A 14,017-nucleotide genomic window follows, 5' to 3' on the forward strand; every position below is an offset into this window, starting at 1 on the left:
GAACTCCATGAACTTCCTGACGTCAACGACCTCTCCGACCGCTCTGACCCCTCCCACCTCACTGACCTCACTGACCTCGCTGACCTCGATGAGCCTGTACCTGCTCCTCATCTGCCTCGTCGCCGCCGAGCGGCTGGCCGAGCTGGTCACCGCCCGCCGCCACACCGCGTGGAGCCTGGCGCGCGGCGGCCGCGAGTACGGCCGCGGCCACTACCCGGCCATGGTCGCCCTGCACACCGCGCTGCTGGTGGGCTGCCTGGTCGAACCACTGGCGGCCGGACGGCCGTTCGTCCCCCTGCTCGGCTGGTCGGCCCTCGCCGTCGTCGTCGCGGCCCAGGGCCTGCGCTGGTGGTGCATCGCCGCCCTCGGTCCGCGCTGGAACACCCGGGTGCTCGTCGTTCCCGGGCTGCCCCTGGTGGAGCGGGGCCCGTACCGGGTGCTGCGCCACCCCAACTACGTGGCGGTGGTCGCGGAAGGGGCCGCGCTGCCGCTGGTGCACTCCGCCTGGGTGACCGCCCTCGGCTTCACCGTGCTCAACCTGGTGCTGCTGCGCGTACGGATCGGCTGCGAGGACGCGGCCCTGACGGACGGCGGACGGCTGCGCGCCCCCGCCTCCGTCCCGTCGGCGGGCACGCCGTCATGATCGACCTGCTGATCGCCGGAGGCGGTCCCGCCGGGCTGGCGACCGCCATCCACGGGGCCCTCGCCGGCCTGGAGGTCGTGGTGGTGGAGCCGCGGCCCACCCCCATCGACAAGGCCTGCGGCGAAGGCCTGATGCCCGGGGCGGTGCGCCGCCTCGAAGAGCTGGGCGTGTCCGTGGCCGGGCAGCCGTTCCGCGGCATCCGCTACGTCGACGACGCGAGCGGCCTGCGGGCGGAGGGGCTCTTCCGGTCCGGGCCGGGCCTCGGCGCCCGCCGTACCGATCTCCAGGCCGCGCTCGCGGAACGAGCGGCGCGGCTCGGCGTACGGGTCCTGGCGCAACGCGTCGACCAGGTGCGCCAGGGCGTCGACCACGTCACCGCGGCCGGGCTCACCGCCCGCTACCTCGTCGCGGCGGACGGCCTGCACTCCCCCGTCCGGCGCGGACTGGGCCTCTCGGCGCCGGCCACCCCCCGCCGGCCGGCCCGCTACGGTCTGCGCCGCCACTACGCCGTCGAGCCCTGGAGCGACCTCGTCGAAGTGCACTGGTCGGCACGGTCCGAGGCCTACGTCACCCCTCTGGCGCCCGACCGGATCGGGGTCGCGGTCCTCACCACCGACCAGGCGCCCTTCGACGAACAGCTCGCGCGCTTCCCGCGACTGGCGGCCCGGATCTCCGGTCCCGCCGACACACCGGTGCGCGGCGCCGGGCCGCTGCGCCAGGGCGCACGCGTACGCGTCTCGGGGCGGGTGCTGTTCGTCGGGGACGCCGCCGGGTACGTGGACGCCCTGACCGGTGAGGGCCTCACCCTGGCCGTGACGGCCGCAGGCGAGCTGGTGCGCTGCGTACGGGCGGGCCGGCCGCAGGCCTACGAGCAGGCCTGGCGGGACCTGTCGCGCAGCTACCGCGCCCTCACCGAGTCGCTGCTGTGGGCCCGTCGGCGGCCGCGCCTCGCGCCCCGGATCGTCCCGCTGGCCGCCCGGCTGCCGCGCGTGTTCACGGGGGCGGTCAACCTGCTCGCCTGAGGCGGAGGCGCCGACGCAGCGGCACCCCGCGCACGGTCGCGCGGGGTGCCGCTGCTGGCGTTGCCGTTGCGGCTGCCGGTCAGGCCGAGGTCTCCTGACGGTTCCTCAGCGCCAGACCCGCGAGGACCGCGCCGGCCGCCGCGCTCAGCATGACGGCGGCTCCGGCCCAGGCCTGCGAGCCGCCCACGGTGCCGGCCAGCGGGTCGAAGGCCAGCGAGCCGCCGATCACGTGCAGGGCGACCACGCCCACCGCCGTGGCCGCGCCGGCCCTCCACACGGCCGTGGTGTCGCGCAGCGCCACCAGCGCACCGACGCCCAGGCACGCCACGGTGACCAGGAGGGGCAGGAGGCCGAGCGGGCTCACCGACGGCAGGGCCATCAGGTCCTGCGGCAGGTGGAGGGCGCCGCTGACCAGCAGGGCGATCGCCACCGGCCAGCGCAGCACGTGCCGCAGCGCCGGGGTGCGGGCCGCCTCCCCGGCGGGGGCGGGGGCGGGCCGCCGGGACCGCACCGGCTGGGGCGCGTCGTACAGGGCCGGGTACGGGACTGCGTACGGCTCCTCGGGCCGCCCCGGGGGCGGCGCCGCGGCCGGCGCGGGCGGTGCGGCCGCCCGGGCGGCTCCGGCGGGCCCGCTACGGGGCTGCTGCTCCGGTTCGCCCGGCGCGTCCTTGCCGAGGATGTTCACCAGCAGGGCGACGTCCTCGATGGACCGCCCGACGGCGGCGGCGCGCAGCGTGAGGTCCGCTTCGCCCACCTCGTGCGGGGCCTCGCCCAGCAGGGTGACCATCCGCTGCACGTCCTGCACGGGCCGGGTCACGGCGGCCGCGCGCAGCGCGTCGTGTCCGGCGTCGGGCAGGGGGCCGTCCTCCTTGAGGAGGCTCACCAGCGCGGTGACCTCCTCCACCGGACGACAGGTGGCGGCGGTCTCCAGGAGGGTCCGCATGCGCTGGGTGGTCTGCGCGTCGGAGGCGTCGGGCCCGTCCGGGCCGTCGGGGATGTCGGGGGTGTCCGGGACCTCGGTGGTGGCCGGGGTGTCCGGGACCGTGGTGTCGGGATTCCCGTGGCGGTCTTCGTGTTGCGTCGCCGCGAGAGTGATGGGGTCATTCATGGAAAGCTCCGTTCGCCGACGCGCGGGTCTACGCAATCGCGCGCCGGTCATCGTGCGTCATGGGAAGCGCACGCTTTGTTACATTGAGTGCCACTTCCGCCCACTGCGCCATTCGGGGCGGGCAAACGGGGGGCCCGCCCGGGCCCGAGGGAAAGGCGAAGCCCGTGCCCGACATGCGAGGGGTCCGGCGCCGGTGCGCGCTGCTGCTGCCCGCCGTCCTTCTGCTGATGGGCGCGGCGGCCGGTCCGGAGGGCCCCGTCGTGGACACCGACCGCGGTCCGGTGCGCGGGCGGACGCACGGGGCGTACAGCACGTTCGAGGGCATTCCCTTCGCGGCTCCCCCGACCGGCCCGCGCCGCTGGCGGCTGCCGGAGCCGGCGCGCCGGTGGCAGGGGGTACGGGACGCCGGGGCGCCCGGTTCGCGCTGTGTGCAGCTGCCCGCGCTCGGGGGCGGCGGGCCGGTCGGATCGGAGGACTGCCTGTACCTCAACGTGACCGTCCCGGCCGGTCCGAGCGGCCCGGCGGCCGGTGCGCGGCCACGACCACGGCCTCGACCGGTCATGGTCTGGTTCCACGGCGGCGGCTTCTTCAGCGGCTCCGGCGACGTCTACCGACCGCACAGGCCGGCGGTACAGGGCGGTGCGGTGGTCGTGACGGTCAACTACCGGCTGGGCGTCTTCGGCCTGTTCGGCCATCCGGAGCTGGGCGGCGCCCCCGGCTTCGCCCTCGCGGACCAGCGGGCGGCGTTGCGCTGGGTACGGACGAACGCGCACCGGTTCGGCGGGGACCCCGGCAACGTCACCGTCTTCGGCGAATCGGCGGGTGCCCTGAGCGTCTGCGCGCACCTCACCTCGCCCGCCTCCGCCGGCCTGTTCCACAGGGCCGTCGTGCAGAGCGGATCGTGCTCGACCACGACGCCGCCGTCGGCGCTGCTGCCGGGCCTCGGTACGTACGAGCCCTTCGTGCCCGCGCGGCGCACCGTCGAGGAGGGAGCCCTCGCGGCCGCCCGGCTCGGCTGCGGCCGGCCCTCGGGCGCGCTGGACTGCCTGCGCGCGCTGGACGCCCGTACCCTCGCGACCGCCGACCTGATGCAGCGCTTCTCCCTGGTCTCCTACGGGGACAGCACCCTGCCGATGGAGCCGCGGCGGGCCTTGCGGGCCGGGCGGTTCCACCGGGTGCCGGTGGTGCAGGGCACCACCCGGGACGAGATCCGCCTCTTCCTGGCCCAGACACTGGCGGCGTACCCGATCGGCGACGGGAACGCCTACCGGGCCCGGATGGAGCGGTCGTTCGGCGTGGAGACGGCCCGGGCCCTGGAGACCGCCTATCCGGTGTCGGCGTACCCGACCCCGGCGATCGCCTGGGCGACACTGCTGACCGACGCCTCGTTCATCTGCCCGACGCTGCGGGACGCGGAGGCGCTGCGGCGCCACGTGCCGACGTACGCCTACCGGTTCAGTGACCGGGACGCGCCCGACTTCACCGGGCTGCCGCCGGTGCCGGAGCTGCCGCTCGGCGCGGCCCACGGCTTCGAGCTGCCCTACCTGTTCACGATCGCCCCGCTGAACGAAGCGCAACAGGGGCTCGCGGACCGGATGACCGGCTACTGGACCGGCTTCGCGCGGACGGGTGTTCCGGCCGCGCCCGGTGCCCCGCAGTGGCCTCGGCTGGGGGCGTCGGCGCGGGTGCTGTCGCTGGCTCCGGGGGCGGACGGAATCCGTACGGTGGACGGGCGGGCCGAACACCACTGCGCGCTCTGGGACGAGCGGTGGCCCGGGGTCACCACTGCTGGGTGATGACCTCGTATTCGGCCGTACGCAGGGTCAGGGTGCCGTGGTCGCCGTACACCTCGCGGCGCCAGGAGGTGAACACCTCGGCGATGCGGCGGGCGTCCTCCGCCGCGCCCTTGCCCACCTGCCAGGTGGAGAAGGTGATCCGTGCCTCACCGACCGACCGGACCTTGCGGACCCGGGTCTCCGTGACCGACACCTTCTCGTCCCGTTCGGTGCGGTGCCCCCGGTGGTAGGCGCTGAACTCGCGGGTCATGTCGAACCAGTCGGCCGGACCGCAGGGGCCGCCGCCGTTGGTCATGTCGCCGTCGGTCGGGGGCCCGGCGGAGGCCCCGCTCTCCTGGTCGGTGGGCGGACCGGCGTGGGCGCCCGTCTCCTCGTCGGTCGGCGGGCCCGCGTAGCCGCCCGTCTCCTCGTCGGTCGGCGGACCCGCGTAGCCGCCCGTCTCCTCGTCCGTGGGCGGGCCCGCGTAGCCGCCCGTCTCCTCGTCGGTCGGCGGACCGGCGTGGCCGCCCGCACCCTCGTCCGTCGTCAGGTCCGCACCGCAGTCGGCCGGCGCGAGCGTGGGTGCCCCGGCCCGCGGGGCGGCCTGCCCCGCCCGGGTGGTCCCGCACCCCGCGAGAACGGCGCACAGGAGCCCCGCCACCACCACGCGCCCGGTCACGGACACCGCTGTCTTCGTCATGACCATCCCCCTTCGGCCTGCAAGAGGCCGTCACGGCGGCCGCGGTTCCATCCGGCGCCGACTCGTGCTTCCGTCTGTTCCCCGCCCACTGACGGCGCCGGGGGGCGGCTCAGCCGAGGACGAGCGGGTCGCCCACCCGGACCGTCCCCGGGGTGCGGACCGTGGCGAGCACGTCGAGCCGGTTGTCGTGGGCGGCGGCGATCGCCTTCAGGACCAGCGGTGAGTGCGGGAGGTCCTGCTGGGCCTGATTGGTCATCACGCAGCGCTCGCTGGAGCGCCGGAAGTCCAGGCGCAGGGTGTCGCCCAGGCTCGCCTCGCGGCCGATCCACTCGTCCTCGACGAAGGGCGGCGTACCGGGCGGTGTGCGCACCAGGAGGTTCGGCCGGAACCGGCGCTCGTCGACGGGCACGTCGGGCACCTCCCTGCGGATCCAGTCGAGGGTGGCGGTGGTGAGGACGCTGACGGGCAACTGGTCGAAGTGCGACACCTCGCCTTCGCGGGCCAGTTCGACATCGTCGCGGCCGAGGTAGGTGCGGAGGAAAGCCGTGGGGTCGGCCACCACACGCCCGTGGGGGTCGACCAGCTCAGGCGGTCCGGACGGTTCCGGTGATCCGGACGGTCCGGGCCCTGCCGGCGGGCCCGGCTCCCCCGTAGCCCGCGCGTAGCGGGAACGAAGGTGCAGCAGTCCGTCCATGCGCCGGAAGCGCCGGGTGTTCTTGCCCGAGCCGAACTTCCCCGCGCCGTCCCGCACCGCGTACAGCCGGTCGCCCACCAGACCCCGCAGGTCGACCTCCGCGCTGCGCAGCGGTTCACCGCCGGTCGACTTGATCGGGTACCGCCACAACCGCTCTATCACGCCCACGTCGTCCGCCACCGCTGTGACGGTAGTGCACCGGCCCCGGCAGCCCGTCGGGCCGGGCTACCGTGGGGTCATGAGCAGCTCAACGCCCCTTCCTCTCCTCTACCTCGATGTCGACGGACCGCTCATCCCCTTCGGGGCGGGCCCGTACCCGCCCGGGGACGGCGGCCCCCACCCCCTGCTCGTCCGTGTCGACGCGGCCCTCGGGCCGCTGTTGGCGGGGCTGCCGTGCGAACTGTGGTGGGCCACGACCTGGATGGCGGAGGCGAACGAGTGCGTCGCCCCGCGGCTCGGGCTGCCGGAGCTGCCGGTGGTGGCCTGGCCGGAGCCCTCCGACGAGGACGGGCGCGGCGGCGTCCACTGGAAGACGCCCGCCCTCCTCGCCCACGCGGCCGGGCGGCCCTTCGTGTGGATCGACGACGAGATCACCGGCGCCGACCGGGCCCGGGTGGCCGATCACCACCCGGGCCCGGCCCTGTTGCACCGCGTCGACCCGGGCATCGGCCTGACCGCCGGGGACTTCACGACGCTGCGGGCGTGGCTCCGTTCGGTGTAGCCGTCCACGACGCGGCGACCAGGGAGCGTTCCGCCGCCGCCAGGTGGGTGGCCGCGGCCAGCCAGGCCCAGGCGTAACCGTCGGGCGAGGGGTCGGCGAGCCGGCCGAAGGCGTCGCGCGGGCGCCGGTCGGCCTCGGCCGCGAGGGCGGTGGCCAGGTCCGCCGCGGCGGTCAGTCCGGCCCGGCGCAGCGGACCGTAAGCGGCCTGCGCCGCCGTACCGCGGGCCGCCTCGGCGACCGCGCGGCGGCCGCCGGCGACACCCGTCTCGAGGAGGCGGCGCACCCGCCACAGTGGCGCGTCGGCCAGCGGGTCCGGGGCGTCGGCCGCCGGTACGGGGCCGGCCTCACCGGCTGCCTCCGTGGCGGCGGCCGGCGCCGGGAAGTGCTCGCCCTGGAGGCGGTCGTAGCCGAGATCGGCCCGGCCCAGCCAGTCCTCGGGCAGCCGCAGCGTGTACTGCGCGCCGGGCACCGGGCCGACGGCCACCGGGCGCAGGGTGGCGGCACGGTCGAGGTCGGGGCGGCCCAGGACGCGCAGCCGGAGTCCGGGGTACGAGGCGATGCGCCGCAGGTTCTCGGTGTGCGGCAGCTCCGGGTGCGGGTGCGCGGGCAGCAGCCTCAGCAGGGGTGCGTGCGGTACTGCCTCGCGGACCAGGAGGTGGTCGCCGGCCGCGCCGACGACCGTGACGTCGCAGCCGATCAGGGCGGTTTCCGTCTCGGCCGCCTCGGCCGGGGCCGCCAGCAGCTCGGCGACGGCCTCGGCCGCGGGGCGGGCGAACAGCGGGGCCGCGGGCCCGTCGGTCCACGCGGCGCCGGGCAGCGGGGTCGCCTTGACCCCGCGTCCGGCGCCGAGCCGGCCCTCCGGGGAGACCGTCGCGCCGACGATGCGCAGGCCTCCCCGGGCCAGGCCGGCGTGGTCGAGGGTGGCGCCGCCGAGGGCGACGGAGGCCCGTCCGGCCCCGCGGGCGCGGGCCAGGCCTCCCGGGCGGACGTCCGAGATCGAGTAGCGGGAGCCGTCCGGGGCCAGCAGGTGGGTGACGACCCCGCCGTAGCCGGTGGCCGAGAGCACCGGTTCCCGGCACAGGCCCTGCACCCGCAGGCTGCCGCCCGGCGTGTAGGCGCGCCGGGAGGTACCGGTCAGTGCCGGGCCGGCCGTGCCGGAGGCCAGCACCCCGGCGGTGTGCAGGAGTTCGCGGAAGGATCCGGTGAGGTCGCCCAGGCGGTGCGCGGTGCGGCGTTCCCGGGCCGCGCGCAGACCGCGTACGACCCGGAGGGCGGCCGCTTCCGCGCGGGGCAGGCCGGCGAGGCGGGCGGTGTGCGCGGCGCGCAGCAGCTCGGCCTGGACGACGGCTCCCCCGGCGGTCACGCCGGCCGCCAGGGCTTCGGCGGCGGCGTGCCAGAGCGCGGCGGCGGCGCCGAGCTGGGCCGCGGTGAGGGCCGGGACGGACTCGGCGGGCTCGTCTGATGCGCCTTCGGCTTCGGCTTCGGCTGATGCGGCTGCCGGTGCCCGCTCCGTCCCGTCGGCCGCGGACCCGGCCGACTCGGGCACCGGCTCCGGCTCCGGCGGCGCCGCGTCGGCGAGCGGGGCGGCGCCCAGGGCGGCGGCCCGGTGCAGGCACCGGGGCGCGAGCAGGCAGGTGCAGGTGGCCTGCCCGGCCTCGGTGACCGTCCCCGCCGGGCCGGGCCGCAGCGTGACGACGGCGTCCTCACCGAAACGGAAGGTGACGCTCCCGTCGGTCTCGCGGGTGGCGGCGTCCGCGCAGCCCGCGGTGGCGTCGTCCAGCTTCTTGCGCAGCCGTGCGGTGAGGCTTTCGACCGCTTCGGCGAGCACCTCGGGTGCGACGGGCGGCAGTTCGGTGCTCAACGGGACTCTCCACGGAGGCGGTCGCCCACCCAGCGGGCGAGGGCGAGAGGACTGAGGGCGGCCACGGGCATGCCGGCCGCGACGAGTTGCCGCGCGACCGGGACCGAGTACCGGGGGTTGCCCGTGTCGTCCAGTGCGGCGCAGCCCATCAGGTGGGCGCCGGAGGCGGCCAGTGCGCGGACCTCCCCGAGCAGTCCGCCGATCGGGCCGCCCTCCTCGAAGTCGCTGACCACGACGACGAGGGTGCGGCTCGGGACGCTGATCAGGGAGCGGGCGTGGGCGAGGCCGGCCGCGATGTGCGTGCCGCCGCCGACGCGCACCTCCAGCAGCAGCGAGAGCGGGTCGTCGACCCGGTCGGTGAGGTCCACGACCTGCGTGGAGAAGGCGAGGAAGTGGGTGGAGAGGGTGGGCACGCCGCCCAGTACGGCCGCGGTCAGGGCCGACCAGATGACGGAAGCCTCCATGGAGCCGGACACGTCGACGACGAGGACGAGCCGCCAGTCGGCCTCGCGGCTCGCCCGGGTGCTGAAGACGGGCCGCTCCGGTACGACGACCACCGTGCCGTCGGGCCGCCGGCGGGCGTGCGCGAGGTTGGCGCGCAGGGTGCGGGCCAGGTCGAGCGCGCCGCCCGGGCGGCGGGTGGGCCGGGGTGTGGTGAGGCCGGACAAGGACGGGCGCAGCTTGGTGGCCAGCTCCTTGGACAGCTCGTCGACCAGTCGCTTCACCAGGGGTCGCAGCCGGGCGAGTTGGGCCTCCGGCAGTCCTCCGGCGAGGGACAGTACGGAGCTCAGCAGCTCCACGGAGGGCCGCACGGCCGCCGGGTCGAGCTGGGCGAGCACGTCGGTGCGGCCCGCTTCGGCGGCGCCGGCCAGCACCTCCTCCCGTACGTCGGAGCCGAACAGCGCTTCGAGTTCCTGCGACCATTCGCGGGCGGTGGGGAAGGATGCCTCCTGGCCTCCGCTGCGGCCCGGTCCCTGGCCGGTGCCGAGGTCACCGGCCCCTTCGCCGTGTCCGGAGCCGTACAGCTCGTCCAGTGCGTGGGCGTAGCGGCGGGCGCCGGCGGGGAGCCGGTCGCGTTCACGGCCGAGCAGCAGCCGCCAGCGGTCGGCGGGGGCCAGCCGGTGCTCCTCCGGCCGGGGCGTGGGGGCGGGCGGCGCGTCGGGGACGTCCGGGGCCGGGTCCCCTGCCGGGGCCGGGTCCTCGGCCCGTTCCTGCGGCCGGGGCAGCGGAAGGGCCTTGAGTGCGGCGAGACCGGCGGCGTCGGCGGCGGCCCAGAGGGCGAGCAGGGTGGGCGGGGCGTCGAGCGCGAGGTCGATGCGGTCACCGAGGCGTTCGGTGACGGTGTCCAGGAGCCGGTCGCGGGCGGCCGGCGCGAGGGCGTCGAAGCCGCCGCGCAGGGCGGGGAGGCGGTCGAGGAAGTCCTGGTCGGCGAGGTGGTCGACGCGGTCGAGGAGCGGGGTGAGGGCGGCCGGGGAGGACTGCAGCAACGGGCCGGCGGCGGTGAGGAGTCCGGCGAGCCGGCGGGTCAGGGCGCGCCGGCTGTCGGGGGTGCCGGCGCTGTCGATCCAGCCGGCTGCGCGGTCGCCGAGCGCGTCGGCCGGGTCGAGGTCGAGGAGGACCCGTACGGCCAGGGCCGCGCCCTGCATCAGGGGGGACGCGGAGGCCGCGAGGACGGCGAGCGCGTCGTCCGTGCGCAGGCCCAGGTGGTGGGCGGCGGCCCGGTCGGCGAGGGCCACGAGGGCGGCGGCGTCGGCCGGGTCTTCGCTGCCGGCGAGGCCGGGCAGGGAGCGTACGGCGGCTTCGAGGAGGTCGTCGGTGAGCGCGGCGCAAGCGGCGCGGGACGCGGCGGAGGTGCCGGGGAGGTGGCCGCGGTGCAGTGCCTCCAGGAGGTCGAGGGCGTCGAGGAGTTCGGGCAGGGTCGCCGTCCGCGGCAGGGCGGTGGCCGCCTCGTGGAGGCGTACGTCGACCAGTTCGGGCAGGTCGCACCGTGCGGCGGCGGCCAGCCCGGCGAGGATCTGGGCCGGGGTCGGGCCGCCGTCGGCGGCGGCGCGGCGGGCGGTTTCGCCGAGCGTGCCGGCGGCCGCCTGGGCGGCGGTGACGCCGCGCACGCCGGTGAGGTCGAGCCGGGCCGGGACGGAAGGCGTCCAGGACAGCCGCCACTTGGTGCCGAGGGCGGTGCCGTCGCCGGTGGCGGCGACGGTGAGGGGCTCACCGTAGGAGGCGCCGCAGACGAGGAGGCGCTGCAGGAGGACCTCGCGGCGGCCGTCGAGGGCGGAGCGGAGCGGGTCGAGGCGGACCTCGCGGGGTGCGGGGTCCTCGGGGCACGGCAGGCGCAGCTCGGCGAGTTCGGCCTCGACGGAGGGGCCGAGGCCGGAGCGGGGGGCGTGCGGGGTGGTCCGCCCCCGGGCGGTGCCGACGAGCACCGCTTCGAGGGCGTGGGCCAGCGCCCGCCCCCGGCCGAGGGGTTCACCCTGGCCGAGGACGGTGGCGACGGCCTCCAGGAGCTCGCCGCGGCCGGGCGCGGGCAGCCCGCGCAGGACGGCGAGGTCGCAGGCCAGCCGCAGCGTCTCGGCGGCTTCGCCGGTGCCGGCGGTGTGTCCGGCCCGGCGCAGCTCCCGGCAGATCCCGGTGACGGCGACGGACGCGGCCTCCCGGACCCGCTCGGGGTCACCGCCGGCCTCCAGGACGGCCTGCTGCCAGAGCGGGTCGCGGATGCCGGCGGGGTACCCGGAGCGGGAGTCGAGCAGGTCGAAGGAGTACGGCACGAAGGAGGTGACGGCGGTGTCCCCGCCTGCGCCGCTCCCCCGCCCGGAGGCCTTGCCGGCCGGGCCGCGGCCGGGTGCGGGGCGCTCGCCCGTCGCGGGGGTCACGCCGGGCGCGACGCCGCCGGAGGCGCCTTCGGACCCGGCGCCCGCTTCAGCGCCGGAACCCGCACCGGCGCTGCCGTTCGGCGCGGCCCCCGGGCCGTACGTGCCATCGGTACCGGTCGCGGAAGCTGCTTCCGCTCCCGCGGAGGAACCCGTGGCCGCGGAAGGCTCATGGAGCGCGTCGGGCCCGGTGCCGCAGGCGCCGTCCGGCGCGGGCCCGGGGGTGCCTTCCGGTGCGGTCGCGGAGTCCGCTTGCGGCGCACGCCCGTTGGGTGCGTCCGTCCCCGCGACGGCCGCGCCGCTCGCCTCGGGGGCGAGGAGGGCCGGGGCGTGGAAAGAGCCGATGACGGCGGCCACTCGGTGGCCGTCGGCGGCGGCGCCCGCGATCACGGCGCGCATGTGTGCCTCGCGGGCGAGGTCCCGGTCCGGCACGGGGCCGTCCGTGCGCAGCGCCCAGCCGACGCCGAGCGCGGCCCGGCGCACGGCCTCCGGGGAGCAGCCCGGTGCGAGGACCTCGACGGCGCGGTCCCACATGTCGTCGCCGTCACGGCCGGTGCCGGCGGCGGTGAGGGCGTCGGCGAAACCGCCCGCGCGCCGCGGGCCGCCGGCCGCTTCCGGGGCGGTGTCCGTCAGGGTGGTCGTGCCCGTGGCCCGCAGCGAAACCGTGCGGGAGGCCGTGCTCGACGCGGCGTCCGCGCCCCCGCAGGGCGCCCCGGCCGCTCCCGTCGCGGGCACCGGGCCCGCGGCGGTCTGTCGCACGTCGGCGGTGTCCCGCGTCGAGGCGCTGCCGGCACCCGGGTCCGTACCCGTGTGAGCAGCCCCGGCCGTACCGACGCCGCTCACCGGGGCCCGGTCGGCGGCGTCCGGCAGACCGGCCGTGTCCCGAGCCGGGAGGTTTGCGGCACCCGAACCCGTGCCTGAGTCGGAGTTCGGCGTGGTGTCCACGGCCCGCGGCGGGGCGGCGGGGCCGTCCGTGGGTGGGGACGGGTGCGGGACGGCCCGGTGGGGGGTCCAGCCGGGATCGGACAGGGGGAGGTCGCAGCACAGGACGGCCGCGCCCGATCGGCGGGCCCAGCGGATGGCCGCCAGCTCGGGGGAGAAGTCCGCGAACGGGTAGAACGCCAGGCGGCCGTCCTCGCCGGTGCCCGCCAGGGCGACGGGGGCGACGGTCTCCGGGTCGGCCAGGTGCTCCAGCCACGGCTGGAAGTCCGCCGGGAGCTCGACGCAGACGACGTCCGCGCCGGAGGCGTCCAGCAGGTCCGGCACCACCACGGCCAGAGCCGGGCTGTGGTGCCGTACCCCGATCAGGTAGGGCTCGCGGGCCGCGGCGAGCGCGTCGACGGCGGCCCGCGGGTCGGTGTGCGTCAACGCAGGCTCCCGCGCAGGTCCCAGAGGCGGCGCCACATCGCCGAGCCGTCCTCGGCGCGGCGCCGGACGGGGCCGTCCCAGTACCCCAGCAGCCTTGCGTGGTCGGCGGGGTCGTCCTTGCGCACGACGCCCAGCAGGTGCCCCGGCAGCAGGTCCAGCACGTCCCCGTCCGGCAGGTACGCGGCGGCGACTCCCAGCGAGGCCGCCACCTGTACCGCCTCGGCGGTGGACATGACCGTACCCGGGCGTTCCACGTCCCAGCCCTCGGCGGAACGCCCCGAGCGCAGGTCGCGGAAGACGGTGACGAGCGCGTCGAGCACGGCGTCGTCCACGCCGAAGGCGGCGCCGGCCCGCTGGACGGCGGCGACGGCCTGGCGGCGGATCAGCGTGGCCTCCGCGTCCGCGTCGGCGATCGGGGCGACGGTCTCGAAGTTGAAGCGCCGCTTGAGGGCGGCGGACATCTCCGAGACGCCGCGGTCGCGCAGGTTGGCGGTGGCGATGACGGTGAAGCCGGGGGCCGCGGAGACCACCGCGTCCTCGGTGGCGGTCAGTTCGGGCACGCTGACCCGGCGGTCCGAGAGGATCGAGACGAGCGCGTCCTGCACCTCGGGCAGGCAGCGGGTGATCTCCTCCACGCGGACGACCCGCCCGGTGCGCATGGCCGACAGCACCGGGGAGTCGACCAGAGCCTGCGGGGTGGGGCCTTGCGCGAGCAGCAGGGCGTAGTTCCAGCCGTAGCGGAAGGCGTCCTCGGTGGTGCCCGCGGTGCCCTGGACGGTGAGGGCGCTCGTACCGCAGACGGCGGCGGCCAGCAGTTCGGACAGCATCGACTTGGCGGTTCCGGGCTCGCCGGTGAGGAGCAGTCCGCGTTCTCCCGCGAGGGTGACGACGCACCGCTCCACCAGGGCGCGTTCGCCGACGAACTTGGGGGCGATGGCCAGCTTGGCCGGGAGGCCGGCGCGGCGCTTGGGCAGGGCCAGTTCGGTGCCGTCGCTGCCGCAGACGAAGGTGACGACGGCGCGCGGGGTCAGCGCCCAGCCGGGCGGCCGGGGGCCGGTGTCGTGGGCGGCGAGGAAGGCCAGCTCGGCGGCGTGCCGCTCCTCGGCGGGCAGCACCTGCCGGTCGGCGGGGGCGGATGGTGCGGTGACGGTCATCGTGTTCCTCTGCGGGTGTGCGCGGTGTACGGGGGGCGCGAGGGGTGCGCGGTGTGCGAAGTGGTGGCCGGGGGCGCGGGGCGGTGCGGCCCACCGTGGCAGGT

Annotated in this window: 10 protein-coding genes; 4 read left to right on the forward strand and 6 right to left on the reverse strand. The window is 77.1% G+C overall.

Annotated elements, in window-relative coordinates:
* Positions 1–88 precede the first annotated feature (88 nt).
* Positions 89–643, forward strand: coding sequence for an isoprenylcysteine carboxyl methyltransferase family protein (locus IG86_RS0112815; protein ID WP_051785167.1), 555 nt, complete (start codon positions 89–91; stop codon positions 641–643).
* Positions 640–1,665: an NAD(P)/FAD-dependent oxidoreductase gene (locus IG86_RS0112820; RefSeq protein ID WP_030896825.1), complete on the forward strand. Its 1,026-nt coding sequence runs from the start codon at positions 640–642 to the stop codon at positions 1,663–1,665. The genes IG86_RS0112815 and IG86_RS0112820 overlap by 4 nt, the downstream gene beginning before the upstream one ends.
* A 79-nt stretch (positions 1,666–1,744) precedes the next feature.
* Here IG86_RS0112820 and IG86_RS0112825 read toward each other — a convergent pair whose 3' ends face one another.
* Positions 1,745–2,773 (reverse strand): hypothetical protein, encoded by a 1,029-nt coding sequence (locus IG86_RS0112825; protein WP_051785125.1) that lies wholly within the window; start codon positions 2,771–2,773, stop codon positions 1,745–1,747.
* Positions 2,774–2,946: 173 nt separating this feature from the next.
* On the opposite strand from IG86_RS0112825, the gene IG86_RS0112830 reads away from it, so the two are divergent.
* Positions 2,947–4,569: a carboxylesterase/lipase family protein gene (locus IG86_RS0112830; RefSeq protein WP_063761523.1), complete on the forward strand. Its 1,623-nt coding sequence runs from the start codon at positions 2,947–2,949 to the stop codon at positions 4,567–4,569.
* On the opposite strand, the gene IG86_RS0112835 is transcribed toward IG86_RS0112830, so the two are convergent.
* Together IG86_RS0112835 and IG86_RS0112840 are read right to left on the reverse strand one after the other, a co-directional pair.
* On the reverse strand, positions 4,553–5,248 hold the full coding sequence (locus IG86_RS0112835; protein WP_157854816.1) for a hypothetical protein: 696 nt from the start codon (positions 5,246–5,248) through the stop codon (positions 4,553–4,555). The two genes, IG86_RS0112830 and IG86_RS0112835, sit on opposite strands and share 17 nt — an antisense overlap.
* 109 nt (positions 5,249–5,357) lie before the next feature.
* Entirely contained in the window at positions 5,358–6,122 is a 765-nt protein-coding gene (locus tag IG86_RS0112840) for an MOSC domain-containing protein (protein WP_030896833.1), read from the reverse strand.
* A gap of 58 nt (positions 6,123–6,180) precedes the next feature.
* Between IG86_RS0112840 and IG86_RS0112845 the strand changes: the two genes are divergently transcribed.
* Positions 6,181–6,663 (forward strand): HAD domain-containing protein, encoded by a 483-nt coding sequence (locus IG86_RS0112845; protein WP_030896835.1) that lies wholly within the window; start codon positions 6,181–6,183, stop codon positions 6,661–6,663.
* Here IG86_RS0112845 and IG86_RS0112850 read toward each other — a convergent pair.
* The 3 genes from IG86_RS0112850 to IG86_RS0112860 are packed head-to-tail and all read right to left on the reverse strand — an operon-like array spanning position 6,629 to position 13,913.
* The gene (locus IG86_RS0112850; protein ID WP_030896837.1) at positions 6,629–8,524 is read right to left on the reverse strand and encodes an SWIM zinc finger family protein; all 1,896 of its coding nucleotides are present in this window, start codon (positions 8,522–8,524) and stop codon (positions 6,629–6,631) included. The genes IG86_RS0112845 and IG86_RS0112850 overlap by 35 nt on opposite strands.
* Positions 8,521–12,759: a DUF5682 family protein gene (locus IG86_RS0112855; RefSeq protein WP_030896839.1), complete on the reverse strand. Its 4,239-nt coding sequence runs from the start codon at positions 12,757–12,759 to the stop codon at positions 8,521–8,523. The genes IG86_RS0112850 and IG86_RS0112855 overlap by 4 nt, the downstream gene beginning before the upstream one ends.
* Positions 12,756–13,913 carry an ATP-binding protein gene (locus tag IG86_RS0112860; protein WP_030819941.1) on the reverse strand — a complete coding sequence of 386 codons (1,158 nt, stop codon included), beginning with the start codon at positions 13,911–13,913 and terminating at the stop codon, positions 12,756–12,758. The genes IG86_RS0112855 and IG86_RS0112860 overlap by 4 nt, the downstream gene beginning before the upstream one ends.
* Between the last annotated feature and the right edge of the window lie 104 nt (positions 13,914–14,017).

The sequence above is a fragment of the Streptomyces virginiae genome (genome assembly GCF_000720455.1).
GTDB classification, from domain to species: domain Bacteria; phylum Actinomycetota; class Actinomycetes; order Streptomycetales; family Streptomycetaceae; genus Streptomyces; species Streptomyces virginiae.